The 25,310-nt window shown below is 71.7% G+C and carries 29 protein-coding genes and 1 tRNA gene; 16 read left to right on the top strand and 14 right to left on the bottom strand.

Features of this window, described 5'->3' with window-relative positions:
• Window positions 1–37 precede the first annotated feature (37 nt).
• From DFJ66_RS22620 to DFJ66_RS22605, 4 genes are read left to right on the top strand one after another with little or no spacing between them, the layout of a single operon-like run.
• Window positions 38–1,042, top strand: a complete 1,005-nt coding sequence (locus tag DFJ66_RS22620) for an ABC transporter permease (RefSeq protein WP_121223650.1) — start codon at window positions 38–40, stop codon at window positions 1,040–1,042.
• Complete coding sequence (locus tag DFJ66_RS22615; protein WP_121223649.1) at window positions 1,039–1,965, top strand: ABC transporter permease; 927 nt, start codon at window positions 1,039–1,041, stop codon at window positions 1,963–1,965. The genes DFJ66_RS22620 and DFJ66_RS22615 overlap by 4 nt, the downstream gene beginning before the upstream one ends.
• A gap of 6 nt (window positions 1,966–1,971) precedes the next feature.
• Complete coding sequence (locus DFJ66_RS22610; RefSeq protein ID WP_121223648.1) at window positions 1,972–2,970, top strand: ABC transporter ATP-binding protein; 999 nt, start codon at window positions 1,972–1,974, stop codon at window positions 2,968–2,970.
• A complete protein-coding gene (locus tag DFJ66_RS22605) occupies window positions 2,967–4,109 on the top strand; it encodes an ABC transporter ATP-binding protein (RefSeq protein ID WP_121223647.1) in 1,143 nt (380 codons plus the stop codon). The genes DFJ66_RS22610 and DFJ66_RS22605 overlap by 4 nt, the downstream gene beginning before the upstream one ends.
• Before the next feature lie 54 nt (window positions 4,110–4,163).
• On the opposite strand, the gene DFJ66_RS22600 is transcribed toward DFJ66_RS22605, so the two are convergent.
• The gene (locus DFJ66_RS22600; RefSeq protein ID WP_121223646.1) at window positions 4,164–4,724 is read right to left on the bottom strand and encodes a TIGR03086 family metal-binding protein; all 561 of its coding nucleotides are present in this window, start codon (window positions 4,722–4,724) and stop codon (window positions 4,164–4,166) included.
• Between the two features lie 79 nt (window positions 4,725–4,803).
• Between DFJ66_RS22600 and DFJ66_RS22595 the strand changes: the two genes are divergently transcribed.
• Complete coding sequence (locus DFJ66_RS22595; RefSeq protein WP_211351282.1) at window positions 4,804–5,397, top strand: TetR/AcrR family transcriptional regulator; 594 nt, start codon at window positions 4,804–4,806, stop codon at window positions 5,395–5,397.
• On the opposite strand, the gene DFJ66_RS22590 is transcribed toward DFJ66_RS22595, so the two are convergent.
• The 3 genes from DFJ66_RS22590 to leuA form a co-directional block, all read right to left on the bottom strand.
• Window positions 5,394–5,963, bottom strand: a complete 570-nt coding sequence (locus tag DFJ66_RS22590; RefSeq protein WP_121223644.1) for a DedA family protein — start codon at window positions 5,961–5,963, stop codon at window positions 5,394–5,396. The genes DFJ66_RS22595 and DFJ66_RS22590 overlap by 4 nt on opposite strands.
• 61 nt (window positions 5,964–6,024) lie before the next feature.
• A complete protein-coding gene (locus tag DFJ66_RS22585; protein ID WP_121223643.1) occupies window positions 6,025–6,912 on the bottom strand; it encodes a hypothetical protein in 888 nt (295 codons plus the stop codon).
• Between the two features lie 52 nt (window positions 6,913–6,964).
• Window positions 6,965–8,758 (bottom strand): 2-isopropylmalate synthase, encoded by a 1,794-nt coding sequence (leuA, locus tag DFJ66_RS22580; RefSeq protein ID WP_121223642.1) that lies wholly within the window; start codon window positions 8,756–8,758, stop codon window positions 6,965–6,967.
• Between the two features lie 393 nt (window positions 8,759–9,151).
• Here leuA and DFJ66_RS22575 point away from each other — a divergent pair, with 393 nt between their 5' ends.
• The gene (locus DFJ66_RS22575; protein ID WP_121223641.1) at window positions 9,152–9,451 is read left to right on the top strand and encodes a hypothetical protein; all 300 of its coding nucleotides are present in this window, start codon (window positions 9,152–9,154) and stop codon (window positions 9,449–9,451) included.
• Window positions 9,452–9,470: 19 nt separating this feature from the next.
• On the top strand, window positions 9,471–9,785 hold the full coding sequence (locus tag DFJ66_RS22570; RefSeq protein ID WP_147459334.1) for a hypothetical protein: 315 nt from the start codon (window positions 9,471–9,473) through the stop codon (window positions 9,783–9,785).
• Here the strand turns inward: DFJ66_RS22570 and DFJ66_RS22565 are convergent.
• Together DFJ66_RS22565 and DFJ66_RS45085 are read right to left on the bottom strand one after the other, a co-directional pair.
• Entirely contained in the window at window positions 9,750–10,343 is a 594-nt protein-coding gene (locus DFJ66_RS22565; RefSeq protein ID WP_121223639.1) for a nitroreductase family protein, read from the bottom strand. The genes DFJ66_RS22570 and DFJ66_RS22565 overlap by 36 nt on opposite strands.
• Window positions 10,343–11,542, bottom strand: a complete 1,200-nt coding sequence (locus DFJ66_RS45085; protein WP_281276630.1) for a hypothetical protein — start codon at window positions 11,540–11,542, stop codon at window positions 10,343–10,345. The genes DFJ66_RS22565 and DFJ66_RS45085 overlap by 1 nt, the downstream gene beginning before the upstream one ends.
• 144 nt (window positions 11,543–11,686) lie before the next feature.
• On the opposite strand from DFJ66_RS45085, the gene DFJ66_RS22555 reads away from it, so the two are divergent.
• Genes DFJ66_RS22555 through DFJ66_RS22545 form a run of 3 tightly spaced genes read left to right on the top strand, consistent with a single transcriptional unit; the run spans window position 11,687 to window position 15,448 of the window.
• Complete coding sequence (locus DFJ66_RS22555) at window positions 11,687–12,952, top strand: aspartate kinase (protein ID WP_121223638.1); 1,266 nt, start codon at window positions 11,687–11,689, stop codon at window positions 12,950–12,952.
• Window positions 12,949–14,010: an aspartate-semialdehyde dehydrogenase gene (locus DFJ66_RS22550; protein WP_121223637.1), complete on the top strand. Its 1,062-nt coding sequence runs from the start codon at window positions 12,949–12,951 to the stop codon at window positions 14,008–14,010. Before DFJ66_RS22555 ends, DFJ66_RS22550 begins: the two co-directional genes overlap by 4 nt.
• A 10-nt stretch (window positions 14,011–14,020) precedes the next feature.
• Window positions 14,021–15,448 carry a gluconokinase gene (locus DFJ66_RS22545; RefSeq protein WP_121223636.1) on the top strand — a complete coding sequence of 476 codons (1,428 nt, stop codon included), beginning with the start codon at window positions 14,021–14,023 and terminating at the stop codon, window positions 15,446–15,448.
• Here DFJ66_RS22545 and DFJ66_RS22540 read toward each other — a convergent pair.
• The gene (locus DFJ66_RS22540; RefSeq protein WP_121223635.1) at window positions 15,431–16,585 is read right to left on the bottom strand and encodes an MFS transporter; all 1,155 of its coding nucleotides are present in this window, start codon (window positions 16,583–16,585) and stop codon (window positions 15,431–15,433) included. The genes DFJ66_RS22545 and DFJ66_RS22540 overlap by 18 nt on opposite strands.
• A 42-nt stretch (window positions 16,586–16,627) precedes the next feature.
• The gene (locus DFJ66_RS22535; protein WP_121223634.1) at window positions 16,628–16,828 is read right to left on the bottom strand and encodes a hypothetical protein; all 201 of its coding nucleotides are present in this window, start codon (window positions 16,826–16,828) and stop codon (window positions 16,628–16,630) included.
• Between the two features lie 54 nt (window positions 16,829–16,882).
• Here DFJ66_RS22535 and DFJ66_RS22530 point away from each other — a divergent pair, with 54 nt between their 5' ends.
• From DFJ66_RS22530 to DFJ66_RS42890, 3 genes are read left to right on the top strand one after another with little or no spacing between them, the layout of a single operon-like run.
• The gene (locus DFJ66_RS22530; protein ID WP_121223633.1) at window positions 16,883–17,173 is read left to right on the top strand and encodes a YbaB/EbfC family nucleoid-associated protein; all 291 of its coding nucleotides are present in this window, start codon (window positions 16,883–16,885) and stop codon (window positions 17,171–17,173) included.
• An 11-nt stretch (window positions 17,174–17,184) separates the two neighbouring features.
• The gene (locus DFJ66_RS22525) at window positions 17,185–17,493 is read left to right on the top strand and encodes a hypothetical protein (RefSeq protein WP_121223632.1); all 309 of its coding nucleotides are present in this window, start codon (window positions 17,185–17,187) and stop codon (window positions 17,491–17,493) included.
• Window positions 17,490–18,200, top strand: a complete 711-nt coding sequence (locus DFJ66_RS42890) for a hypothetical protein (protein ID WP_170199585.1) — start codon at window positions 17,490–17,492, stop codon at window positions 18,198–18,200. Before DFJ66_RS22525 ends, DFJ66_RS42890 begins: the two co-directional genes overlap by 4 nt.
• A 77-nt stretch (window positions 18,201–18,277) precedes the next feature.
• Here DFJ66_RS42890 and DFJ66_RS22515 read toward each other — a convergent pair whose 3' ends face one another.
• Window positions 18,278–19,345 carry an alpha/beta hydrolase gene (locus DFJ66_RS22515; protein ID WP_121223631.1) on the bottom strand — a complete coding sequence of 356 codons (1,068 nt, stop codon included), beginning with the start codon at window positions 19,343–19,345 and terminating at the stop codon, window positions 18,278–18,280.
• 79 nt (window positions 19,346–19,424) lie between these two features.
• Between DFJ66_RS22515 and DFJ66_RS22510 the strand changes: the two genes are divergently transcribed.
• The 3 genes from DFJ66_RS22510 (at window position 19,425) to DFJ66_RS22500 (ending at window position 21,024) form a co-directional block, all read left to right on the top strand.
• Entirely contained in the window at window positions 19,425–19,985 is a 561-nt protein-coding gene (locus tag DFJ66_RS22510; RefSeq protein ID WP_121223630.1) for an NADPH-dependent FMN reductase, read from the top strand.
• A gap of 128 nt (window positions 19,986–20,113) precedes the next feature.
• On the top strand, window positions 20,114–20,536 hold the full coding sequence (locus DFJ66_RS22505; RefSeq protein ID WP_121223629.1) for an organic hydroperoxide resistance protein: 423 nt from the start codon (window positions 20,114–20,116) through the stop codon (window positions 20,534–20,536).
• A gap of 11 nt (window positions 20,537–20,547) precedes the next feature.
• Window positions 20,548–21,024, top strand: coding sequence for a Dps family protein (locus tag DFJ66_RS22500; protein WP_121223628.1), 477 nt, complete (start codon window positions 20,548–20,550; stop codon window positions 21,022–21,024).
• Between the two features lie 93 nt (window positions 21,025–21,117).
• Here the strand turns inward: DFJ66_RS22500 and DFJ66_RS22495 are convergent, their stop codons facing one another.
• From DFJ66_RS22495 to DFJ66_RS22475, 5 genes are all read right to left on the bottom strand, one after another.
• Window positions 21,118–22,926, bottom strand: a complete 1,809-nt coding sequence (locus DFJ66_RS22495; protein WP_121223627.1) for a prolyl oligopeptidase family serine peptidase — start codon at window positions 22,924–22,926, stop codon at window positions 21,118–21,120.
• Window positions 22,923–23,720 (bottom strand): class I SAM-dependent methyltransferase, encoded by a 798-nt coding sequence (locus DFJ66_RS22490; RefSeq protein ID WP_121223626.1) that lies wholly within the window; start codon window positions 23,718–23,720, stop codon window positions 22,923–22,925. The genes DFJ66_RS22495 and DFJ66_RS22490 overlap by 4 nt, the downstream gene beginning before the upstream one ends.
• A gap of 21 nt (window positions 23,721–23,741) precedes the next feature.
• The gene (locus DFJ66_RS22485; protein WP_121223625.1) at window positions 23,742–23,963 is read right to left on the bottom strand and encodes a hypothetical protein; all 222 of its coding nucleotides are present in this window, start codon (window positions 23,961–23,963) and stop codon (window positions 23,742–23,744) included.
• 265 nt (window positions 23,964–24,228) lie between these two features.
• Window positions 24,229–24,305: transfer RNA gene (locus tag DFJ66_RS22480), tRNA-Pro, on the bottom strand.
• Between the two features lie 41 nt (window positions 24,306–24,346).
• A complete protein-coding gene (locus DFJ66_RS22475) occupies window positions 24,347–25,306 on the bottom strand; it encodes a metallophosphoesterase (RefSeq protein WP_121223624.1) in 960 nt (319 codons plus the stop codon).
• Between the last annotated feature and the right edge of the window lie 4 nt (window positions 25,307–25,310).

Genomic DNA, 25,310 nt, shown 5'->3' with positions numbered 1-25,310 from the left:
CCGAGCGCCACCACCTTGCTGTCCAAGGGGTTCCAACATGCTGCGATTCATAGTCCGTCGCCTGCTCCAGGCGATCCCGACGCTGCTGATCCTCTCCATGCTGGTCTTCATCTGGCTGCGGCTGCTCCCGGGCGGACCGTCCGGCGCGCTGCTCGGCGACAAGGCCACCCCGGAGAAGATCGCGGCCCTGAACAAGGTGCTCGGGCTCGACCAGCCCCTGATCATCCAGTACTTCAAGTTCCTCGGGCGCATCCTCTCCGGGGACTTCGGCAGCTCGCTGATCAGCGGCGAGCCGGTGATGGCCGAGATCGGCCGGGCCCTGCCCGCGACGATCGAGCTGTCCATCGCGGCGCTGCTGTTCGCCGTCGTCCTGGGCATCCCGCTGGGCTACCTCGCGGCGAGCTACCGCGGGCGCTTCCTCGACAACGTCACCGTGATCGGCACCCTGGTCGGGGTCGCCGTCCCGGTGTTCTTCCTGGGCATCCTGCTCAAGCAGGTGTTCGCGCAGGAACTGGCGCTGTTCCCGCCGTCGGGCCGGCAGGACGTCACCATCGACCCGACGCACGTCACGAACTTCGCGGTGCTGGACGGCGTCCTCACCCAGGAGTGGGACGCCTCGGCCGACGCCCTGTGGCACCTGGTGCTGCCGGCGATCGCGCTGAGTTCCATCCCGCTCGCGGTGATCGTCCGGATCACCCGCGCGTCCGTGCTGGACGTGCTCAACGAGGACTTCGTGCGCACCGCCAACGCCAAGGGCCTCCAGGCGACGATCGTGCGGCGCAGGCACGTGCTGCGCAACGCGATGCTGCCGGTGTCCACGACCATCGGTCTCCAGACCGGCCTGCTGCTCGGCGGCGCGGTCCTCACCGAGCGCGTGTTCGTGTGGGGTGGTCTCGGGTCGCTGCTGGCCCAGGGCATCGAGCGCCGCGACTACCCCCGCCTGCAGGCGTTGCTGCTGCTCGCGGCCGTGGTCTACGTGCTGGTGAACCTGCTGGTGGACATCTCGTACGCCATCATCGACCCGAGGGTGCGGACATCATGACCACACTGCTGAACCGCAAGAAGCAGAAGGTCGACGCCCTCGCCGAGTCCGCGGGCACGAGCCTCGCGGCGGACGCGCTCAAGCGGATGTCGCGCAGCCCCGTGGCCATCATCGGCGCGGTGATCGTGCTGGTCTTCCTGGTGCTGTCGGTGATCGCGCCGTTCATCACGCCGAAGGACCCGTACAAGCGCTACGAGGAGCTGCTCGACCAGCTGCGCCCGGACAACATCCCGGGCCCGATGCCGGGCTTCCTCCTGGGCAGCGACGAGCTGGGCCGCGACTTCTTCAGCCGGCTGCTGGTCGGCGCGCAGCAGTCGCTGGTCGTCGGTGTCGGCGCCACGCTCATCGGCCTGGTGCTGGGCATGCTGATCGGTGGCGCGGCGGGCGCGTTCGGCGGCTGGGTCGACTCGTGGCTGATGCGGTTCACCGACATCATGCTGTCGATCCCGAGCCTGCTGCTGGCGATCTCCATCGCGGCACTGGCCAGCCGGGGCAGCCAGACCACCGTCATCATCGCGGTCGCCGTGACCACCGTGCCGATCTTCGCCCGCCTGCTGCGCGGCGCGATGCTGGCGCAACGGCACAGCGACCACGTGCTGGCGGCGACGGCGCTGGGCGTGAAGCGCAAGACGATCGTGTTCCGGCACATGCTGCCCAACTCGCTGGGCCCGGTGATCGTGCAGGCCACGCTCACCCTGGCCACGGCGATCATCGAGGCGGCGTCGCTGTCGTTCCTCGGCCTGGGCGACCCCGACCCGGCCCGCGCCGAGTGGGGTCTGATGCTGGGCAACTCGCAGCGCTACATCGACGTGAAGCCGGAGCTGGCCTACTTCCCGGCGATCGCGATCATCATCGTGGCGCTGGGCTTCACGCTGCTCGGCGAGTCGTTGCGCGAGGCTCTCGACCCGAAGAACCGGAGGTGATCCGCTGTGGCCTTGCTCGAAGTGCGTGACCTGCGCGTGGTGTTCCAGCGCCGGGGCACCGAACCGTTCAGCGCCGTGGACGGCGTCTCCTTCGACGTCGACCCCGGCCAGACCGTGGGCCTGGTCGGCGAGTCCGGTTGCGGCAAGTCGGTGACCTCGCTCGCGATCATGGGCCTGCTGCCCGCGCGCGGCAACAAGGTGACCGGCTCGGTGAAGTTCGAGGGCACCGACCTGCTGACGCTGTCCAACCGGGAGATGCGGGACCGGCGCGGCCGGGACCTGGGCATGGTGTTCCAGGACCCGCTGTCGTCGCTGAACCCGGTGATCCCGATCGGCCTCCAGGTCACCGAGGTGCTGGAGCGCCACCGCGACATGCCGCGCAAGAAGGCGATGGTGGAGGCGGCCGAGCTGCTGGACAAGGTCGGCATCCCCGACCCGACCCGGCGGCTGTCGGAGTACCCGCACCAGCTCTCCGGCGGGATGCGGCAGCGCGCGCTGATCGCGATCGCGCTGGCGTGCCGGCCGCGGCTGCTCATCGCCGACGAGCCGACCACCGCGCTGGACGTGACCATCCAGGCGCAGATCCTGGCCCTGCTCAAGGAACTCGTGCAGGACACCGGGACCGCGCTGATCATGATCACGCACGACCTGGGCGTCGTGGCGGGGCTGTGCGACGAGGTGAACGTGCTCTACGGCGGTCGCGTCGTGGAGCGGGCGGAGCGGCACGAGCTGTTCGCCGAGCCGCGCCACCCGTACACGCACGGCCTGCTGGCCTCCATCCCGCGGCTGGACGCGGCGCGCGGCGAGAAGCTGGTGCCGATCAAGGGCTCGGTCGCGGACAACATCCCGTGGGACAGCGCCTGCGCGTTCGCGCCGCGCTGCCCGAACGCGCTGGACGTGTGCCGCCAGGTCACGCCCGCGCTGGAGTTCCAGGGTCAGCGGTCGCTGCGCTGCCACAACCCGGTGCTGCCGGGAACGCCCGCCGCACAGGAGGTGCCCGCATGACCGCCGCTGTCGAGCCCGCGGCCGCCGACGCGCCCGTGGGCGGGTCGCTGGTCTCGGTGCAGGACCTCAAGGTCCACTTCCCGATCAAGCGCGGCCTGATCGTGGACCGCACGGTCGGCCACGTCTACGCCGTGGACGGCGTGGACCTGGAGATCCGGCGCGGCGAGACCTACGGCCTGGTCGGCGAGTCCGGGTGCGGCAAGTCCACGCTCGGGCGCGGCATGCTGCGGCTGGTGGAGCCCACCGGCGGCAAGGTCGTGTTCGACGGCACGGACCTGGTGACGCTCAAGGGCGAGTCGCTGCGCAAGATGCGGCGGCGGATCCAGATGGTGTTCCAGGACCCGATGTCGTCGCTGGACCCCCGGCAGTCCGTGGAGTCGATCCTGGTCGAGGGACTGCGGGCGCACGGCCTGGACAAGGGCCGGGAAGCGACCGGCAAGCGCTTGCGCCAGCTGCTGTCCGCGGTGGGCCTGCCGTCGACCTCGCTGCGGAAGTACCCGCACGAGTTCTCCGGCGGCCAGCGGCAGCGCATCGGCATCGCGCGGGCGCTGGCGGTGGAGCCCGACCTGATCATCGCCGACGAACCGGTGTCCGCGCTGGACGTGTCGGTGCAGGCGCAGGTGGTGAACCTCCTGGAGGAGCTGCAGGAGGAGTTCGGGCTGACCTACCTGGTCATCGCGCACGACCTGGCCGTGGTGCGGCACATCTCCGACCGGGTGGGCGTGATGTACCTGGGCGGGATCGTGGAGGAGGCGTCCTCGGACGACCTCTACACCGAGCCGCTGCACCCGTACACCAAGGCGCTGCTGTCGGCGATCCCGGTGCCCGACCCGGAGGTCGAGGACCGGCGCGAGCGGATCCTGCTGACCGGTGACCTGCCGTCGCCGGCGAACCCGCCGAACGGCTGCCGGTTCCACACCCGGTGCCCGTGGAAGCAGGAGACGAAGTGCGCCACCGACCGGCCCGTGCTGCGCGAGGTGCGGCCGGGTCACCGGGTGGCGTGCCACTGGGCGGAGGACATCGAGGCGGGCCGCATCCGGCCGCACGAGGTGGAGACCGTGCTGGTGGAGGAGTCGGCCATCTCGCCGGACGTGTCCCTGATCGGGCCGTCCTCGGTGGGCGAGGTCCTCAACCCGTAGTACTCCCGGTGGGGAGGTGCGTCCCCCTGGAACGCACCTCCCCACCGGCCTTCTTCAGGACCAGTCGGGCTTGCGGCCCAGCAGCCCCACCAAGCGGTCCGTCAGCGGCGCGTCTTCCGGCACGTCGACCGGCAGCCCGAACGCCGCGCCCGGTCCCCGCACCTCCGGCGTGCTCGGGTAGTGGCGGGCCATCTTGTACGCGGCGAGTGCCATCTCCTCGTCCAGCGTCGCGTCGAACCCGACCGCCTTCGCCAGGTCCCAGGCGTGGACCAGGTTGTCCACGAAGTGCGCGGCGACCAGGTCGCGACCGGGGCGCGTGCCGAAGCCGGGGAACTCGCGGGGCTCGTCCAGCACCCCATCGGCGCGGAAGGCCTCGGTGACCCGCTCCGAGGCGGCGACGTAGGCGGCCACCAGATCATCCCCGGCCTGCGGCGCGCGTGCGGTGCCCCGGGCGCCCGCGTCGAACTTCAGGGTGGCGTCGACCTGGTGTTGCAGCAGGTCGCGGACGGTCCAGCCGGCGCACGGGGTGCGCAGGTCGTAGTGGTGGGGTTCGAGCTTGCCGTAGAGCGTCACGTTGAGGTCGATCGCGGCGCGGTTGAGGTCGAGCAGGTCCATCGGTGTCCTCCAGGAATTTGTACGAACGATCGTACAGTTAGTTTGGGCGAGGACGTCAAGAGCGGCTAGCGTGGTCGGGGTGAAGGTGGACGGACGGCTGGAGCGCGGCGAGCAGACCCGGCGGCAGATCCTGCGACGGGCCGCGGAGATCGCGTCGGTGGAGGGCCTGGAGGGCCTGTCGATCGGGCGGCTCGCGACCGAGCTGGAGGTCAGCAAGAGCGGGGTGTTCGCGCACTTCGGGTCCAAGGAGGAGCTGCAGCTGGCCACCGTCCGGGCCGCGGCGAAGATCTTCCTGGACCAGGTGGTGACGCCGGCGCTGGACCTGCCACCCGGCCTGGCCCGGCTGGAGTCGCTGCTGGAGGGCTGGCTGGCCTACTCCGAGGGGCGGACTTTCCCCGGCGGGTGCTTCTTCTACGCGGTGCAGGCGGAGTTCGACGCCCGACCCGGCCGCGTGCGCGACGCCATCGCCGAGGCCGGGCGCGGCTGGACCACCCTGGTCCGGGACGCCGTCGAGGGCGTGCCCGACCTGGTCGCCGACCCGGACCAGGTGGCCTTCGAGCTGATCGCGTTCCTGGAACTGGCCAACGCGCAGTCCGTCCTGTACGACGACCCCGCCGCCTACCGCCGCGCCCGCACCGCGGTCCGCTCCTGCCTGGACCGGGCCGTCCGCTAGGCGGCGGCGGTCTCGGCCGCGGTGTCGACCACTCGGCGCTGGGCGGACTTCACGGCCATGCCGACCGGGACGCTGATCAGCATCGCCGTGCCCCACGACAGGGCGACCGCCAGCAGCGGGTCGGTCACCACCTGGCCGCCGAAGTAGCCGATCAGGGCCGTGTACCCGCTCCACAGCGTGGCACCGGCCAGCGCCACCGGCGCGAACCGCCTGCTGGGCCACCGCAGCGACCCCGCCAGCAGCGCCCCGACCAGCCCACCGCCGGGCACCCACCGCACCGCCACCAGGATCGGCTCACCGCGCTCCGCCAGCCGCGCCGCCGTCCACGCCACGACCGCCCGCGAACCCGGTCTGCGGCCGAACCGACGCAGCGCCCGCATCCCGGCACTGCGCCCGAGCGAGTAGTTGACCAGGTCGGCGGTGAAGCAGCCCAGCGCCGCCACCGCGATCACCCCGGCCAGCGGCAGCTCACCGGACGCGGCCAGCACACCGCACCCGATGAGCACGGCCTCGGTCGGCGCCAACGGCACGGCGGCGACCACGAACAGCACCACGAGGGCGGTCATGATCGGAGAACGCTAGCCGGGGCGGGTTAACTCCGAGGGTCGCGCGCTCTTCAGGAAAGGCTCAGGCGGCGTGGTCCGTCGTCGACACGCCGTAGCGGACCGTCCCGTCGGCGTCCACCACGACCACCTTGGTCCGGCGCCGCAACTCGCGGTCGTTGACCAGCACCACGTCCCCGCCGAGGTACCGGCGAGCGATCATGTGCTCCAGCAGTTCCACCTGCAACCGCGCCGAGTCCCGCGAGCCGCCCACCACGAAGTAGCGCACGCCGACCCGCTCGTTCCGCATCGGGTACCCGTCCAGCCGCTCCAGCTCGTCCTCCAGGTCGTCGAAGACGTCCGCCGGCTGCTGCGCGGCGGTCATGTGTGCCAGGGCGGTGAACCGGGCGCCGGTGTGATCGGCGAACGTCATCCCGACCGCGATGCACGTGGCCAGCGACGCCGTGCCCAGCCGCGCGTTCTTCGCGGCCAGCGCCTCGTCCATGTCGACGGCGTCCTCGGACTTGCGCAGGTGGCTGATCGCCTGGCTCACCTGGTCGTAGTCGTGCAGCACGACCCGCGGGGTGGCGTTGGCGCGCACGGTGGCGGCGTACTGCGCCGCTTGGGCCGCGTAGAAGTCTTCGATGGCCGGCCCGCTGAGGTGGCGGAGGTCCTGGGCGGCGCGCAGGAAGTCGGCCCGCGTCCCGGTCCAGTTCTGCCGCCAGAGCTGTCGCACCGCGGCGAACGGGAGGTCGTGGTGCTCTTCGCCCTCCAGCAGGTCGCACGCCTGGCGGATGGTCAGCGGGTGATGACCCCGCTCGTCGGTCAGGGTGATCGCCCGCTGCACCACCAGGGACGTCACCGCCGCGTTGCCCGCGGTCGCCTGCAACGCGAGCAGGCCGCGCGGCACCGGCGCCGGGGAGCCCCGGTGCACGACCGGGCGGGGTTCTTCGGACTGCTGGTGCACGCGCATGACGCCTCCCTGGTGCCGCCCGGCCACGACGGGTGACCGGGCGGCCGGTGGACTAGCGGTGGGCCCGGTTCAGGGCCGAGACGACCGCGCGCAGCGACGCGGCCACCGTGGACGAGTCGATGCCCACGCCCCACAGCACCCGGTCGCCCACCGCGCACTCCAGGTACGCCGCCGCGCGGGCGTCGTCGCCGGAGGACATCGCGTGCTCGGAGTAGTCCAGCACCCGCACGTCGTACCCGACCGAGGCCAGCGCGTCGACGAACGCGGCGATCGGGCCGTTGCCGGACCCGGTGACCTCCTGCGTCTCGCCGTCCACGACGACCACGGCCTTGATCGTCTCGTGCCCGCTGCCGTCGCCGGACACCTTCTGCCGCAGCAGCTTCAGCGGCACGGTGCCGTCCAGGTACTCCTCGGAGAAGGCGTCCCACATGTCCTTGGGCGAGATCTCGCCGCCCTGCGTGTCGGTGACCTCCTGGATGACCCGCGAGAACTCCACCTGCAGCCGGCGCGGCAGGTCCAGGTGGTGCTCGGTCTTCATCAGGTAGGCCACGCCGCCCTTGCCTGACTGCGAGTTGACCCGGATGACGGCCTCGTAGTTGCGGCCCACGTCCTTCGGGTCGATCGGCAGGTACGGGACCTCCCACGGGAACTCGTCCACGTGCTGCCCGGCGGCCTTGGCCGCGTCCTCCAGCGCCTCGAAGCCCTTCTTGATGGCGTCCTGGTGGGAGCCGGAGAACGCGGTGAACACCAGGTCGCCGCCGTAGGGGTGCCGCTCGGGCACGGGCAGCTGGTTGCAGTACTCGACCGTGCGGCGGACCTCGTCGATGTCGGAGAAGTCCAGCTGCGGGTCCACGCCCTGGCTGAACATGTTCATGCCCAGCGTCACCAGGCACACGTTGCCGGTCCGCTCGCCGTTGCCGAACAGGCAGCCCTCGATGCGGTCCGCGCCCGCCAGGTAGCCCAGCTCGGCGGCGGCCACGCCGGTGCCCCGGTCGTTGTGCGGGTGCAGCGACAGGATGATCGAGTCGCGGCGGGCCAGGTTGCGCGACATCCACTCGATCGAGTCGGCGTACACGTTGGGCGTGGCCATCTCGACGGTCGCGGGCAGGTTGACGATCAGCGGCTTCTCCGGCGTCGGCTGGATGACCGCGGAGACCGCGTCGCACACCTCCAGCGCGTAGGACAGCTCGGTGCCGGTGTAGGACTCGGGGGAGTACTCGTAGCGGAAGTCCGTCTCCGGGTACTTCTTCGCCTCCTCCAGCGCGAACGCCGCCGCGTCGGTGGCGATCTTCTTGATGCCCTCGCGGTCGGACTTGAACACCACGCGCCGCTGGAGGATCGACGTGGAGTTGTAGAAGTGGACGATCGCCTTGTGCGCGCCGCGCAGCGCCTCGAACGTGCGGGTGATCAGCTCGGGCCGGCACTGGGTCAGCACCTGGATGGTGACGTCCGGCGGGACCGCGCCGTCCTCGATGATCTCGCGGACGAAGTCGAAGTCGGTCTGCGAGGCGGCCGGGAAGCCGACCTCGATCTCCTTGAAGCCCATCCGCACCAGCAGGTCGAACATCTTGCGCTTGCGGGCGGGGGACATGGGGTCGATCAGGGCCTGGTTGCCGTCGCGCAGGTCCACCGCGCACCACAGCGGCGCCTTCTCGATCCGCTTGGTCGGCCACGTGCGGTCGGGTACGTCGACGGTCTCCACCAGCTCGTGGAACGGCCGGTAGCGGTGCACCGGCATCGACGTGCCGCGCTGCGGGTTCCAGGCGGGCTGGTCGGCGGGCGCGGGACGGGCCGGGGTGCGGATGCGGCTGGTGCCGGACGTGTACGCGTCGGGACTCGTGGTCATGGCGTGCTCACAGCTCCTGCTGGTCGTTTTGGGAGGACGACCGGCGGCAACGCTCGATCCCGCGACGGGGGGCCGGTCTTGTCAGACCCCGTCACGGCGGCGAAGCAGGAGGGCACGTGCCACGACCACAGGTTAACCACATTCCGTCGCGGCCTGGAACCGGACGCCCACATGGTGGACTGTGGTGGACTGAGCCGCCTCCGGCGGCGCGGGCGAGGCCGCCTGGAAGTCGGCTCGTCACGCCGCATTTGCCGGCGGTCGAAGGGCGTGACCGGCGGCAAATGCGGCGTGACAAGCCGACGCGGCCTCGCGGTGGGCCCGGTGGGGGCGTCCGAGCAGGTGGTCCGGGTTAGCGGGTGTTTATCACTCGTTCGTGTGAGGTATTCGAACGGCATGTCCAGATGGCGAACCTCAACGCGCAGCGGCAGCTTCACCGCTGCCCGAGTGATCAGCGGCGTGGGCGCTGTCTTCGCTCTCATCGAGGTCCTCTACATCCTGATGATCCTCTTCGGGGCGAACCAGGCCAACGCGTTCTTCCGCTTTATCCAGCAGCTCGCCGAGCCGCTGGCGCTGTTCTTCCCAGGCCTGTTCCAGCTCGGCAACCCCAACCTGGACGTCATCGTGAACTACGGTCTCGCGGCGGTGTTCTGGCTGGTGGTGACCGGCATCCTGGCGCGTGTCGTAGCGCGCTAGAGCATGCGACACTCCCGTCATGGCTGAACACACGGCGTCTTCGGATGTGCGGACGCGGATCGTGTCGGTCGTGGCGGGAGTCGTCGGCTGGGCGGGGCTGCTCATCGCGGTCGTCCTGGTCGCGCACGTGCTGCTGACCGTGGGCGGCGCCAACCCCGACAACTCGATCACCACGACGGTCGCGAGCTGGGCGGACAGGTTCGCACTCGGCTTCCGCGACCTGTTCACGCCCGAGGACGCGAAGCTCCGGGTCCTGGTCAACTACGGCATCGCGGCCGTGTTCTGGCTCATCGTGCGGTCACTGGCCGTCAAGCTCATCCGCCGGCTCGGCTGAGAACAGCGGTTCACCCCATTCGGTGAACACCGTCTCGGTGAGCGGCTTGCGCTTCCGGACCCGATGCTCCCGCGCCCGCAGTTCCTCCGGCAGGTCGGAGTCGTCGCCGAGCACGCCGATGGCCACCACGACCACCGGGACCACGTCCTCCGGCAACCCGAAAGCCTCCCGGACGGCGTCCTTCGAGAACCCGCCCATCTGGTGCGTTACCAGGCCGTTCTCCACCGCCTGGAGGCTCAGGTTCGCCACCGCCAAGCCCACCCCGTACTCGGTGTTGGGCATCGGCCCGCGATCGTCACCCGTCACCCGGCACGCGACCACCAGCACCGACGCACGCCCCGCCCACGCCTGGTTGCCCGGCCGCAACGCGTCGAAGACGCGCGTGAAGACCGAGTCGCCCCGGAAGCCGACGAGGAACCGCGCCGGCTGGGTGTTGCCGTGGGAAGGGGCCCACCGGGCGGCCTCCAGCAGGGGGCGCAGGTCGTCGGCGGTCAGGGACGCGGTGGGATCGAAGGCGCGGGGGCTCCAGCGCTGCGCGATCAGCGGGTTGAGGTCCATCAGATCGCATACTGCCAAGCCGTGATGGCGTAAGCGCCGAACCAGGCGCTGAACACCGTGATCCCCACCAGCACCGCCACCACCGTGGACGTCCGCCGCCGCGCCATCGCCAGCGCCACCGGCACGAGCAGCGTGAACGCCGGCAGCAGCAGCCTGGCCTTGGAGTTCATCAACCCGTTCGAGCCGAGGTCCATCGCGAGCACCCCGGCCCCGTACACCACCAGCGGCCACTCCAGGCCCCGCCGGATCCCCAGCACGACCAGCGCGATCGCCACGACCAGGAACCACACGGTCGCCAGCTCCAGCACCGACCGCGGCTCACCCAGGATGAGCAGCGCGAACTTCCACGTGGCCGCCCCGCCGTCGAACCGGGAGTCCCACCCGCGCTGCTGCACGGCGAACCACCCGTCCCACTGCCCGGTGCGCACGGCCACATACGCCAGGTACCCGAGCAGCCCGAGCGGTGCCACCAGCCCGCCGACCCACGGCCGCCACCCGTCCCACCGCCGCACGACCGCCACCAGAGCCGCCAGGCACACGGCGAGGATCAGCGCCGCCGCCGTGGGCCGCACCAGCCCGGCCGCCGCGCAGCACAGCCCCGCGAGCACCCACCGCCGCTCGACCACGCCCACCAGCGACCACGCCGCCAACGCGCAGAAGGTCGCCTCCGAGTACGTCATCGACAGCACGACCGCCATCGGCGAGGCCGCGAACAGCACCACCAGCACCAGCCCGGCCCGGTCGGACCCGCCGAACACCCGCGACCCCAGCCGCCGCAGCCCGTACGCGCAGAACACCCCGCTGACCAGGCTCACCGCGAACGCCGCGCCGACCGGTTCGACGCCGGGCAGCCCGTCCACCCACCGCACCAGGGCCGGGTAGCCGGGGAAGAACGCCAGCGGCGTCTCGTCGGTGCGCCGCCCGAACGCGTCGACCAGGCCGGACGGCACGCTGTCGTACCCGCCCTCGGCGATGCCCAGGAACCACTGCCCGTCCCACGACGTGAGCACGCGCGTGACGTCCTTGTTCCACCGCTCCGCCATCAGCGCCAGCACCAGCAGCCCGAACTCGCGGACGGCGAGGTAGACCACGGCCGGCGCCAGGACCAGGACGACCCGGTGTCTGGCCGCGCGCGCCAGCCGGTCACGCGCGCTCGGCGCGTCCTCGGGCTCCACGCGAACCGCCTCCAGGGTCGACACAGCAGGAGAGGGTAGTGCCCGTCACGGTGCCCGCTGTCCACTCCTTGGGCCAGGTACTCTGCCCCCAAGCTGGGGTTTCACGCCGGCGTAACCGCCAAGGTGGAACTCCCCTCGCCCGTTGTCGGCTCGGAGGGAGAAGGATCAGTGGCGCTCGTCGTCCAGAAGTACGGCGGTTCCTCGGTCGAGAGCGCCGAGCGGATCAAACGGGTGGCCGAGCGCATCGTCGCGACCCGGAAGGCGGGCAACGACGTCGTCGTCGCCGTCTCCGCGATGGGTGACACGACCGACGAGCTGCTCGACCTCGCGCGCCAGGTGTCCCCGGTGCCGCCCGCCCGCGAAATGGACATGCTGCTGACCTCCGGTGAGCGCATCTCCATGTCGCTGCTGGCGATGGCGATCCACTCGCTGGGCGCGCAGGCGCGTTCCTACACCGGCTCGCAGGCCGGCGTGATCACCACGTCCGTGCACGGCAAGGCGCGCATCATCGACGTGACGCCCAGCCGCATCCAGGACGCGCTGTCCGAGGGGGCCATCGCGATCGTCGCGGGCTTCCAGGGCGTGAGCCAGGACAGCAAGGAGATCACCACGCTGGGCCGCGGCGGCACCGACACCACCGCGGTGGCCCTGGCGGCGGCGCTCAAGGCCGACGTCTGCGAGATCTACACCGACGTGGACGGCGTGTTCACCGCCGACCCGCGCATCGTGCCCAACGCCAAGCGGCTGGAGACCATCACCTACGAGGAGATGCTCGAGATGGCGGCGTGCGGCGCGAAGGTGCTCATGCTCCGCTGCGTCGAGTACGCCCGTCGTTACGGCGTCCCGGTGCACGTCCGATCTTCGTTCAGCAACAAGCCCGGGACCATCGTGTCCGGGTCAGTGGAGGACCTTCCCGTGGAACAGGCGATGATCACCGGCGTCGCGCACGACCGGTCGGAGGCCAAGGTCACCGTGACCGCCGTGCCCGACCACCCCGGCGTGGCGGCCCGCATCTTCCGCGTCGTGGCCGAGGCGGAACTCGACATCGACATGGTCGTGCAGAACGTGTCGCAGGCCGTGTCCGGCCGCACCGACGTGACCTTCACGCTGTCGAAGGACGACGGCCCGCGGGCCGTGGCGGCGCTGAACAAGGCGCGCGAGGAGATCGGTTTCGAGCAGGTCCTCTACGACGACCACGTGGGCAAGGTGTCGCTGATCGGCGCGGGCATGCGCTCGCACCCCGGCGTGACCGCCACGTTCTGCGAGGCGCTCGCGTCGGCGGGCGTGAACATCGAGATCATCTCCACTTCGGAGATCCGCATCTCCGTGATCTGCCGGGACACCCAGCTCGACGACGCCGTGCGCGCGCTGCACGACGCGTTCGAGCTGGGCGGGGACGAAGAGGCCGTGGTGTACGCCGGGAGTGGACGATGAGCCCTGTGCTGGCCCTTGTGGGCGCTACCGGTGCCGTGGGCACCGTCATGATCGACATCATCAACGGCCGGCCGTCCGTGCCGTGGGGTGAGATCCGGCTGATCGCGTCCCCGCGCTCGGCGGGCAAGAAGATCACCGTGCGCGGCGAGGAGTTGACCGTCGTCGCGCTGTCGCCGGAGGCGTTCGACGGCGTCGACGTCGCCATGTTCGACGTGCCGGACGAGGTGTCCGCGGAGTGGGCCCCGATCGCGGCGGCGCGCGGTGCCGTGGCGGTGGACAACTCGGGCGCGTTCCGCATGGACCCCGAGGTGCCGCTGGTGGTGCCGGAGGTCAACGCGGACCAGATCTCCGTGCGCCCCAAGGGGATCATCGCGAACCCGAACTGCACGACGTTGTCGATGATGGCCGCTCTCGGTGCGCTGCACCGGGAGTTCGGGCTGCGCGAGCTGGTCGTGGCGTCCTACCAGGCGGCCTCCGGCGGCGGTCAGGCGGCGATCGACCGGCTCTACGGCGAGCTGGAGGCGTTGGCGGGCAAGGAGGTCGGCGTCCGCGCGGGTGACGTGCGGGAGGCGCTGGAGGCCGCGAACCTGCCGGTGTCGGACTCGCCGTTCCCGGCTCCGCTGGCGCTGAACGTGGTGCCGTGGGCGGGTTCTTTGAAGGACGACGGCTGGACCAGCGAGGAGCTGAAGGTCCGCAACGAGTCCCGCAAGATCCTGGGCATCCCGGACCTGAAGGTGTCGGCGACGTGCGTGCGCGTCCCCGTGGTCACCACGCACTCGCTGGCGGTGCACGCGACTTTCGCCCGTGAGGTGACCGTCGAGCAGGCGCACAAGATCTTCGAGGCGCAGCCGTCCATCGTGCTGGTGGACGACCCGGCGGCGAAGAAGTTCCCGACGCCGGCGGACGTCGTGGGCGAGGACCCGACCTACGTGGGCCGGGTGCGCCAGGCGCTGGACTTCCCGAACACGCTGGACTTCTTCGTGTGCGGCGACAACCTGCGCAAGGGCGCGGCGCTCAACACCTACGAGATCGCCGAGGAACTGGCCAACCGCCTGTAGGTTCGCCGTCATGGCGGACGTGGTGCTCGCGATCGACCTGGGAACTACGGCGACCAAGGTCATCGCGGTCGACCGGAACGCGGGCGTGGTGGCATCGGCCGAGCACGGCTACCCGATGCGCACCACGCCCTCCGGCGAGGCCACGCACGACCCCGCCCAGGTGTGGGACGCGGCCGTCCGCGCGTTGCGGGAGGTCGCGTCCACCGGGCACACCGTGCGCGCCCTGTCGCTGACGGGCGCGATGCACACCTTGGTGGGCCTGGACGCTTCTCTTTCGCCCGTCACCCCTTCGCTGAGCTGGGCGGACAACCGCGCGGTCGCCGAGGTGGCCCGGCTGCGCGGCACGCCCGCCGGCATCGCGCTGCACCGCGCGACCGGCACCCCCGTCCACACCATGTCGCCGCTGGTGAAGCTGGCGTGGTTCGCCGCGCGCGGGTTCACGGCGGCGAAGTGGTGCGGCCTCAAGGACTACGTGACCCACCGGCTCACCGGTGTCCTGGCCACGGAGCATTCGTCGGCGTCCGCGACCGGCCTGCTGGACCTGGCTTCGCTGTCCTGGCACCCGGACGCCCTGGCCTTCGCGGGCGTGACCACCGCCGACCTGCCCGACCTGCACGCGCCGACAGACGCGCTCCCGCTGACGTTCGACATCCCCGGCATCCCGCTGGGCACCCCGGTCGTCCTGGGTGGCGGTGACGGCCCGATGGCGAACCTGGGGGTCGGCGCGGTCGTGCCAGGGGTGGCGGCGGTGTCGCTGGGCACCAGCGGCGCACTGCGGGTGGTGCGCGACCGGCCCGCCGTGGACGAGGACGGGCGGGTGTTCTGCTACGCCATCGGCGGCGGCCTGTGGGTGCTGGGCGGGGCCGTGAGCAACGGCGGCGTGGTGGCGAGGTGGGCGTCCGAGACCTTCTCTGCCGACCTGCCGACTTTGCTCGACGAAGCCGCACGCGTGCCCGTCGGCGCGTCCGGCATCACCGCCCTGCCCTACCTGCTCGGCGAACGCGCCCCTTGGTGGGACCCCGACGCGAGCTCGGCCCTGATCGGCGTCCGCCGCGACCACGGCCGCGCGGAGATCACCCGAGCCCTGATCGAGGGCGTGGCCCAGCAGTTGGCCCTGGTCCTGGACGCCGTCCGCTCGGTGGCCGACGTGAACGCCGTGCGGGCGACCGGCGGCGCGTTCCGCAGCGACCTGTGGGCCACCGTCCTGGCGGCGACCCTGGGCCTGCCGTTGGAGATCGCCGAGGACAGCGAGGGCTCGGGCGTCGGCGCCGGCCTCCTGGCATGGCACGCGCTCGGCGACCTGCCGGACCTGACCGAGGCCTCCCGGCTCATCCGCCCGACCAAGCGGATCGAAGCCGACCCGGCGGCCGTCGAGCACTACGCCCGCACCCGTCCGCTGGTCGCCAAGCTCTACCGGGCGCTACACGAGCTGCGGTGACCGGCTCGTCTTGAGCGACACCGCCGCGATGACCACCGCGCCCGCGCCCGCCACCACGAAGCCCCAGCCCGGTGCCGAGTGGTCGATCACGAAGCCGGTGATCGGTGCGCCCAGCGCCGCGCCCAGCGTGAACGCCGACCCCTGGAGGCCCAGGGCCTCGCCGCGCGCGTTGGGCGGGGTGAGGTCGGCGATGGTGTCGCCGGTGCCCGCGATGGTCGGCGCGCACAGGAAGTTCGTCGGGACGAGCGCGATCGCGAGCGCCCACACCGACCCGGTGAACAGCCCGATCGGCACGGCCAGCAACCCCATCGCACCCATCAGCGCCCACACCGGCGGCACCCGGTCCAGCGCGCCGTAGACGAAACCGCCCGCCAGCGACCCGAGGCACATCACGACGACCACCGCGCCGGTCCACTCGGTGAGGTCGAGCCCGCGCATGGACGCCACCACCGCCACCTCGACCCCGGACAGCACGAACGTCGCCCCGCCCGCGGTCACCAGCACGCCGACCAACCGCCCGGACAACCACTCCCGCCGCGGCACCCGCTCGCCGGACTCGGAGCGGACCGGCGGGTTCACCGCGTACAGGACCAGGCCGAACAGGACCATCAGCGCGCCGATCGTCCACATGGCGACCCGGCTGGTCCAGTGCGTGGTCAGGAACACACCGAGCGCGGGACCGGCCATGAACGCCACCTCGACGGCCATCGAGTCCAACGCCAACGCCGTGCGCCGCCCCGACTTGTCGACCAGCGCGGTGAGGATCTGGCGCCCCAGCGACATCACCGGGATGGTGCTCAGCCCGGCGAGGAAGCACGTGACCAACAGCACCTCGAACGGCAGCAGAGGCGCCACGAACCAGAACACACCCTCGGTGACCAGCGACAACGCCAACATCGCCCGCAGCCCACGCGCGTCGCTGAGCCGCCCCATCAACGGCGACCCGACTGCGATCCCGATGGTGGACATCGCCCCGACCAGCCCCGCCGCGCCGTACCCGCGTTCCAGCCCGAGCAGGACGTGCATGGTGATCGTCATACCCGCCGCCGTGGCCGGTATCCGCGCGAACAACATCAGGACCACCGACGACGGGACGCGCGGCGTGCGCAGGACGGCCAGGTAGGGGGCGAGGTTCACACGTCCTATCTTCACCTGTCCGAGCAACGGGTTTACCGTCCGTCAATCCCGCTTCCACGGATAGCGAGGGGCGACGATCTCGAACGAGTCCACCAGCCACGTCGTGCGGGCCTCGGGTTCGTCGTCACGGGCGGTGGGTTTCTCGCCCGACGCCCGCACCCAGCGCGGTTCGCCCTGGTCGGGCACGCGGATCGCGGGTGGCGCGTCGCCGAGGCGCACCCGGACCCAGAACCCCGATTCCACATCACCGAGACTACGTTGATCCACAACACGACCAGGTGACCGGGGGATGGCCGAATGAGTGCGCTGGAGGACATGGCGGCCCGCGCCGACCGGCGTGAGCAGGCCCGTGAGGCCCTCAAGCGCGAGTTAGCCGGTCGGGTCGTCGCCGGGCGGGACGGCAGCGGGCTGGTCGAGGTGGGCGTGGACACATCCGGAAAAGTCGTCGAGGTCGCCGTGAACGCGACGCTCGTCGCGCGCGTCGATCCCAAGGTGCTGGCGAACGCGATCTTGGAGGCCGCGACCACCGCCCAGCGCTCCGCCCGTGACCTGGTCGCGGAGCGGCGGTCCTACTACTTGGGTTCCTGAAGGGGGAGCAGGTGTTCACAGCCGACACCGGGCGCATGCGCGCCTCGGCGAAGAGGTTCCGGCAGGCGGGCGACCGCGTGGAGGTCGCGTCGGGCGCCCTGGCCGGCACGGAGGTGCCCGGCGGCGCGTTCGGCGAGTCCGGCCCCGGCCCGCGCACGGCGGCCGTGCTGGACGCGGCCGTCGCCCGCCGCACCGAGGGCCTGCGCCGCCGGCGGCACAGCCTGGCCGACATCGCCGACCGCATCGAGCGCGACGCCGACACCTACGACGACACCGACAACGCCAACTCCGACGACATCACCCGGGCAGGTGCGCAGTGAGCCACCCCGCGATCCGCTCCGCGATGGACGCGTGCGCCGACCTGGACGCCGCCGCCGGCAAGGTCGGCACGGACAGCCCCGTGCACGCCCTGTCCCTGGTGGACTACGAGCCCGAGGCCATCCGGGACTACCAGCAGCAGCTCACCTCCGCCCGCGAGGAGCTGGACGGGGCCATCGCCGAAGCCGAGGCCGCCCGCGTCGAACAGGGCGAGGCCTCCTCCGGCGAGGCCAACGCCGAAGCCACCGCCGCCACCGACCGCGACCTGGCCGAACTGCGCGCCGAACGCGACCGCCTCCAGCAGTTGATCAAGGAGGTGGACGGGCTCGCGGCCAAGCTGGACGAACTGGCCGTGGCGACCGGCGCCGCGGCGACGGACGTGGCCCGGCGCCCCGAGGTGGCGGACGCGGTCCGGACCGTGCTGGGCGGGTCGTGGGTGGACGACGTGCTGGGTGCCGAGGAGCTGGACCGGGCCGAGGGCGTCGTGCACGCGGCGGTCGGCGAGATCGTGCGGCTGTGCGTGGAGAACGAGCGGCAGCGCAACGCCCTCACCGACCAGCTCGAGCACAACCTGGCCTCCGCCGAGTCCGGCGGGGTCGGCAGCGGCGGTGCCGAGGCGGGTATGGGCGGCGGTGCCGAAGCGGGTGTGGGCAGCGGCGCGGCGGAAGGCGGCGCGGTCGGCGGCGGCGGTCCGCACCAGGCCGACTGACCCCGGCAGGCAGCAGCACACCGGCCGGCAGACGGAGGGCCGCCCTCACGGGATCGAGGGCGGCCCTCCACTCCGGCTCAGGCGGTCTCGGGCACGTCCTGGCGGGCGTTGGCCAAGGCCAACCCCGTGCGCAGCGCGCCGACGGCCTCCGCCACCGCCTCCCGGAACACGCCACCCACGCCGAGGATGTTCGCGTACCCGTGGAACAGCCCCTCGTGCCGCCGCAGCACCACCGGCACGCCCTGCTCCGCCAGCTTCGCCGCGAACGCCTCGCCCTCGTCCCGCAGCGGGTCGAAGCCCGCGGTCGCCAGGTACGTCGGCGGCAGGCCGCTCAAGTCCTCCGCCAGCAGCACCGACAGCCGCGGGTCGGCGTGCGTGTCGCGGGACGGGGCGTAGTGGTCCAGGAACCAGTCCATCTTCTCGTCGGTCAGGAAGAACCCCCGGCCGAACAGCTCGCGCGAACGCCGCCGCACGGTCGCGTCCACCGCCGGGTAGAACAGCAGCAGGAACACCGGCTTGGCCTCGCGCGCGTGCAGCGCGGTCACCGCCGCCAGGTTGCCGCCGGCGCTGTCACCGCCCAGCGCGATCCGGGCCGGGTCGACCTTCAACTCCGAAGCGTTCGCCACGGCCCACTCGAACGCGGTCCGGGCGTCGTCCGCCGCCGCCGGGAACGGGTGCTCAGGCGCCAGCCGGTAGTCCGCCGACAGCACCCGAACCCCGGCCTCCACGGCCAGGAACCGGCACAGGTTGTCGTGGCTGTCCAGGTCACCGCTGACCCACCCGCCACCGTGGTAGAAGACCAGCAGCGGCGAGCCCCCGGGCAGCCCGTGCGGCGTGTAGAACCGGCCGGGCACGCCGTCCATGTCCAGCGCGCGGACCGTGACGCCCTCCACGACCGGGCCGCTGACCAGCGCGTTGCTCCTGCTCAGGGCGGTGCGGTTGGCGGCGGGCGTGGTGGTCGTCCAGTCCTCGCCGGCCAGCCGCTGCAACCGCAGGATCAGCTGGGCCTCCGGGTGCAGGCGCTGGCCGTCCAGCACGATCGGGCGGCCGATCACGAGGTTGCGCAACGGCCGCGGCAGCGCGAACGCGAACCGCAGGGCGCCGGCGACCACACCGGCGGGAACCGACTCGGCGAGCTTTGGCATGAGACGCACGTTACTAGCGGGTAGGTCCCGAAGCCAGGATTGGACCTCGACCTAGGTCGAGGTGGCAGGATCGGACACCATGACGGTCACCGTGGTGGGCATCGGCGGGTCCCTCCGCCCGAACTCGCAGTCCGAGCGCGCCATGCGCATCGTCCTCGGCGCGGCGGCGGACGCGGGCGCCAAGACCATCGAGGTCGCCGGGCCCGACCTGGTGCTGCCGTTCTACGACCCCGCCGTCCCCGACCGCCCCGACAACGCCCGCCGCCTGATCGACGCCCTGCGCATCGCCGACGGCGTCGTGCTGGTCTCGCCCGGCTACCACGGCACGGTGTCCGGCCTGGTCAAGAACGCCCTGGACTACGTCGAGGACCTCCGCGACGACGAACGCCCCTACCTGCACGGCCGCGCGGTCGGCTGCGTCGCCGCCGCGCACGGCTGGCAGGCGGCCGTGACCACCCTCACCGCCCTGCGCTCGATCGTGCACGCCCTGCGCGGCTGGCCCACCCCGCTGGGCTCGGCGATCAACTCCCGCCAGGTGGACTTCGACCTCGAAGGCGGCTGCTCGGACGCCACGGTCGCGGACACTTTGCGCACGATCGGGCGACAGGTGGCGGAGTTCGCCGCGTCACAGAGCCGTTAACCGGTTCTACTGGACGGGTACTTCTGCGAGGGGCGTGAGCTGCCACACGAACGGGTGTGGTTCGGCTTCGGCCGGGTGTTGGGGAGATCAGGAAGCCTCAACCACCAGCTCAAAGGAGAGCGTTCACCATGCAGGTGCTCTACACGGCGGAAGCCACCGCGGCGGGCGACGGGCGCAACGGCGAAGTCCGGTCCTCGGACGGCGTGATCGACGAGCAGCTCGCCACGCCCAAGGAGCTCGGCGGCCCCGGCGGCGACAAGACCAACCCGGAGCAGCTGTTCGCGGCCGGCTACGCGGCGTGCTTCCACAGCGCGCTCAAGCTCGTCGCACGGCACGGCAAGGTCGCGCTCGGCGAGACCACCGTGACCGCCAAGGTGAACCTCGGGCCCAACGGCAACGGCGGCTACCAGCTGGCCGTGGACCTGCACACGCACATCCCGGGCGTGCCGCAGGACGTCGCCGAGGACCTGGTCGCGAAGGCGCACCAGGTGTGCCCGTACTCCAACGCCACGCGCGGCAACATCGAGGTGGCTCTCACCGCCACCGTCTGAAGGAGGCGTCCATGAGCAAGTCCCCGATCACCAGCCCGCTGCCCGAGGCCGACAAGAAGTCCGTCGGCGCGGTGCTCCAGGCGACCCTGGTCGACTTGATCGACCTGTCCCTGGTGGCCAAGCAGGCGCACTGGAACGTGGTCGGCAAGAACTTCCGCAGCGTGCACCTCCAGCTCGACGAGCTGGTCACCACCGCGCGCACCTACACCGACGAGGTCGCCGAACGAGCCGCCGCCCTCGGCATCTCGCCCAACGGCAAGGCGAAGACCGTGGCGGCGGAGTCGGGCGTGCCGGAGTTCCCGGACAACTGGCTCAAGGAGGAGCAGGTCGTGTCGGCGGTCGTCGGCGCGCTCGCGAAGCTCGTCGAGCGGCTGCGGGCCCGCATCGACGAGACCGACAAGTCCGACCTGGTCACGCAGGACCTGCTGATCGAGATCACCAAGCAGCTCGAGCAGGCGCACTGGATGTGGCAGGCCCAACAGGCCTGACCCCACCCGCCGGAACACCCGCACCACCGGAACACCCCGCCTCGCGGGACGCCGAACCCGGCGCCCGGCGAGGCGTTCCGCGTTCCGAGCCCGTCAGAGCACGCGCTGGGCGAACCGGACCTCCGCCGCCGTCTGCCGGATCGTCTCGGCCACCACCAGCGACCCGTGCCCGGCGTCGTACCGGTACACCTCGTACTCGGCCCCCCGCGCCGCCAACCGGTCCAGGTAGTTGTCGATCTGCCGGATCGGGCAGCGCGGGTCGTTCTCGCCGGCCAGTACCAGCACCGGCGCGCGCACCGCGTCCACGTAGGTCAGCGGCGAGCACTCGCGGTACCGGTCGGGCACCTCCTCGGGCGACCCGCCGAACAGCGCCCGGTCGAACGCGCGCAGCGGCTCCATCTCGTCCTCGTACGCCGCCAGGTAGTCCGCCACCGGCACGCCCGCGATGCCCGCCGCCCACAGCGACGGCTGCGTCCCCAGCGCGAGCAGCGTCAGGTACCCGCCCCACGACGCGCCGTTGACCACGCACTTCGCCGGGTCGGCGAACCCGGAGGACACGGCCCACTCGTGCACCGCGGCCACGTCCTCCAGCTCGGTCAGTCCCGGCCGGCCCTCGATCGCGTCCCGCCACTTCGAGCCGTACCCGGTGGAGCCGCGGTAGTTCACGTGCACCACGGCGAACCCGGCGTCCAGCCACACCGCCCGGTAGGCGGAGAACCGGTCCTCGTCGGCCGCGTGCGGACCACCGTGCAGGCTGAACACCGTGGGCAGCGGACCGTCGGGAGCACCCGCCGGCCGCGCGACCAGGGCGTGCACGTCACCGACGAACACGTCCTGGAGCTCCACGGACGGTGGCGCCTTGTGGCCCTGCGGCGAGAGCAGCACCCGCTCGTCACCGTCGACGTCGAGCACCCGCACCACACCGGGCTGCGCGGCGGAGGACCACGAGTACTCCACCGCGCCGTCCGGGCGGACGTTCGCCGACCCGACCGTCCCGTGTGGAGTGTCCAAAGCGGACAACACGCCGGTGGTCAAGTCGTAGCGGTGCAGGGTGTTCCGGGCCTGGAACGTGTGCACGACCAGCAGCGCCGAAGCGTCCTCGTACCAGTCGGCGCTGATCTCGCCGGGCAGGTCGATCGCGATCTCGGTCTCCGTGTCCGCCTCGACGTCCCAGATCAGCAGCTCCTCCCGGCCGCGCCGCTCGTGCAGCACCAGCAACCGGTTGTCCCCGCGCACCGGGCTGAACGCGATCGCGTCCAAGCCCTTGCCCGGCCCGTCCCACTTCTCGGCGACCTTCGTGCCGTCCGGGGTGACGACCCGCAGCGCGGCGTGCCGGTTGTCGCCGTGTTCGGAGTGCGCGAGGGCGACCAGGGTCTCGTCCTTGGACAGCGCGGCCACGCCGCCGTCGTTCTCGTGCTGGTAGATGACGGTCGCCGGCCCGCCGGACCGGGACACGTACACGGCGGTCCCGTCGTCGGTGGACGTGCCGACGACGACCACCTCGTGTCCGATCTCCAACCCCGCCGGGTACGCGGCGGGCACGCCCTCGACGGCGGTCTCCACCGTCCCGCCGGGCTTGAACGGCTCCCGCACCCAGACGCCGAACTCGTCGCCGTCTGTGTCGTCGAACCACCAGATCTGCTCGCCGTCCGGGCTCAGCGCCGCGTGGGACGTGCCGTTCGGGCGGTCGGTGACCTTGCGGTGGGTGTCCGCGCCGCGGTCCCACGCGTAGATCTCCCACACACCGCTGGAGTTCGACAGGTACAGGCTGCGGTCCGGCGCGTCGTCCGCCCAGCCGGGCAGGCTCACGCGCGGCGCGGTGAAGCGGTCCCGCCAGCGGGCTTCGGCTTCGGGGTCGTCGAACAGCGGCTCGGGGACTTCGGCGGTCGGGTGCGTCGTCACCCCTCCGATCCTGCCGGCTGCCGCGCGGTGACCAGGTGGTAGTCCAGCAGACCGCGCCGCGCGGCCCGCAGCCAGTTGCGGTCCCAGTGGTCGCGGTGCGGCCCCTGCGCGAGCCACCGGTCCAGGCCCTCCCACACGTGCGCGCCGATGCTCTCCGCCCGCACGTCCACGAACCCTGCCGTGCGCAGGTCGGTGCCGAAGCCGTCCACGGTGTGCGCGAGGTCCATGCCGTTCTCGAACGTCTTCAGCAGCTCGCGCAACTCCGCCTCGGCTCCGGGCGCGGCGAAGAACGTCGTCACCGCGAGCCGCCCGCCGGGTCGCAGCACGCGGGCGCACTCCCGCGCGAACCCGCCCAGGTCCTCGAAGTGCTGCGCCGCCTCCACGGACAGCACGCGGTCGAAGGAGTCGTCACCGAAGGGCAGGTCGTCCGCCGCGCCCACGGAGAAGAGCGCTTCGGGCGTGTTCTGCCGGGCGCGCTGCACCTGCTCGGGCACCAGGTCCACGCCGTGCACCAGCCGGGGCCCGCGTTCGAGGACCGTGCGCGCCCCGACCCCTTGGCCGCAGCCGACCTCCAGGACGCGGTGGTCCGAGGTGACGTGCAGGGTGTCCAGGACGGTGTCGTAGAGGGCTTGCTGGGCGGCGATGCGCTGGTCGACGGTGAGGGTGCCGTCGAGCGGGATGTCCCGCCAGTACCCGAAGTTGATGAACCCGCCGGCGAAGACGTGCAGGGCGGCGAGGTCGCGTTCTCCGTAGGTCCGCCGGCGGACCTCGGCGCGGGTCGAGTGGTCTCCCATGCCCTCGATCGTGCCGGGGTTTCAGTCCAGTTCTTCGGTGAAGATGCGGTCCATGGTGCGCGAGGCGCGCGTCAGGGCGTTCACGGCAGCCCCGAGGACCGCGACGGCGAGCCCGGCGGCCACCCCGACCAGCGGCGACGAGACCAGGGCCACGAGCCCGGCGGCCCCGAGGCAGACGACCGCCCAGGCGACGAAGCGCACCCAGCCGGTGGAGGTCGGTTTGGCCGCGGAGACGGTGCTCATGGGTGACTCCTCGCTGGAAGCGTCCGGGACCGATGCGTCGTCTCGGTGTCGCACCCGCCCCGCCGCCCGTTACTTTCAGTGAGTTGAACCGTCAACCTTCACTCGTATGGATTAACAGAACGTGATCGGCCCTCGCCTAACGCTCACCATACGTCACCCTTCGGCTACTCGGCCGAAAGTCCACTCCATCGTGTGCCGCTGCACCACGTGGCAAGTGCGGGAACGACGAAGGGGCTGCCCGATGATCTCGGACAGCCCCTTCGGCTGGTCGGGGTGACAGGATTTGAACCTGCGACCTCTTCGTCCCGAACGAAGCGCGCTACCAAACTGCGCCACACCCCGGTCCCGCCCGGCCTCCCGCGGGGGGCCGAACGAGGAGAACTCTACCTGACGTTCCCACCCACTCCGAACCGGGTATCCCTTTCCGCCGCGGACCCGCTCTGACCTGCGTCGACGGGTCGGGGCACGAGGGTGAGCAGGCTGGCCTCCGGCGGGCAGGCGAAGCGGACTGGTGCGTACGGGGACGTGCCCAGGCCGGCGGAGACGTTGAGCCACATGTGCGCGCCCCAGCGGGAGACGCCGCGGGCCCGCGAGCGGTCCAGGTCGCAGTTGGTCACGATCGCCCCGTAGCCGGGGATGCGGAGTTGGCCGCCGTGCGTGTGGCCGGCGAGCACCAGGTCGTAGCCGTCCGCCGCGAACGGGTCCAGGACGCGTGGCTCCGGCGAGTGCGTGACGCCCAGGCGCAGCGCCGCCTCCGGGACGGGGCCTGCGATGTCGGCGTAGCGGTCGCGCTTGAGGTGCGGGTCGTCGAGGCCGGCGGCGAACACCGTCTGGCCCGCCACCGTGAACGTGTGGCGCTCGTGGGTCAGGTCCAGCCAGCCCCGCTCGACCATCGCGGCCCGCAGGTCGCGCCACGGCAGCGGGATGCCGTGGATGCGCTTGGTCTTCGCCGAGGGCAGCAGGTAGCGGGCCGGGTTCTTCGGGCGCGGCGCGTAGTAGTCGTTGCTGCCGAACACGAAGACGCCCGGGCGGTTCAGCAGCGGACCGAGCGCGCGGATCACCGCGGGGACGGCCTGCTTGTGCGCCAGGTTGTCGCCGGTGTTCACGACGAGGTCCGGTTCGAGCTCGTCGAGCGCGGCGACCCAGCGCTGCTTGGACTTCTGGCCCGGCAGCATGTGCAGGTCCGAGAGGTGCAGCACCCGCAGCGGCGCGGAGCCGGGCGTGAGGACCGGCACGGTGGCCTGGCGCAGCGTCCAGTGCCTCCGCTCGATGCCCGCCGCGTAGGCGAGCGTCGCCGTGCCGAGGGCGGTCGTGGCGAGCAGCGTTCGGCCTAGCTTGTTCACGAGG

Origin of the sequence: Saccharothrix variisporea (assembly GCF_003634995.1) — a bacterium.
Taxonomy (GTDB): domain Bacteria; phylum Actinomycetota; class Actinomycetes; order Mycobacteriales; family Pseudonocardiaceae; genus Actinosynnema; species Actinosynnema variisporeum.
Note: the sequence above shows the minus strand (reverse complement) of the source record. Positions and strands in the feature narration are given on the sequence as shown.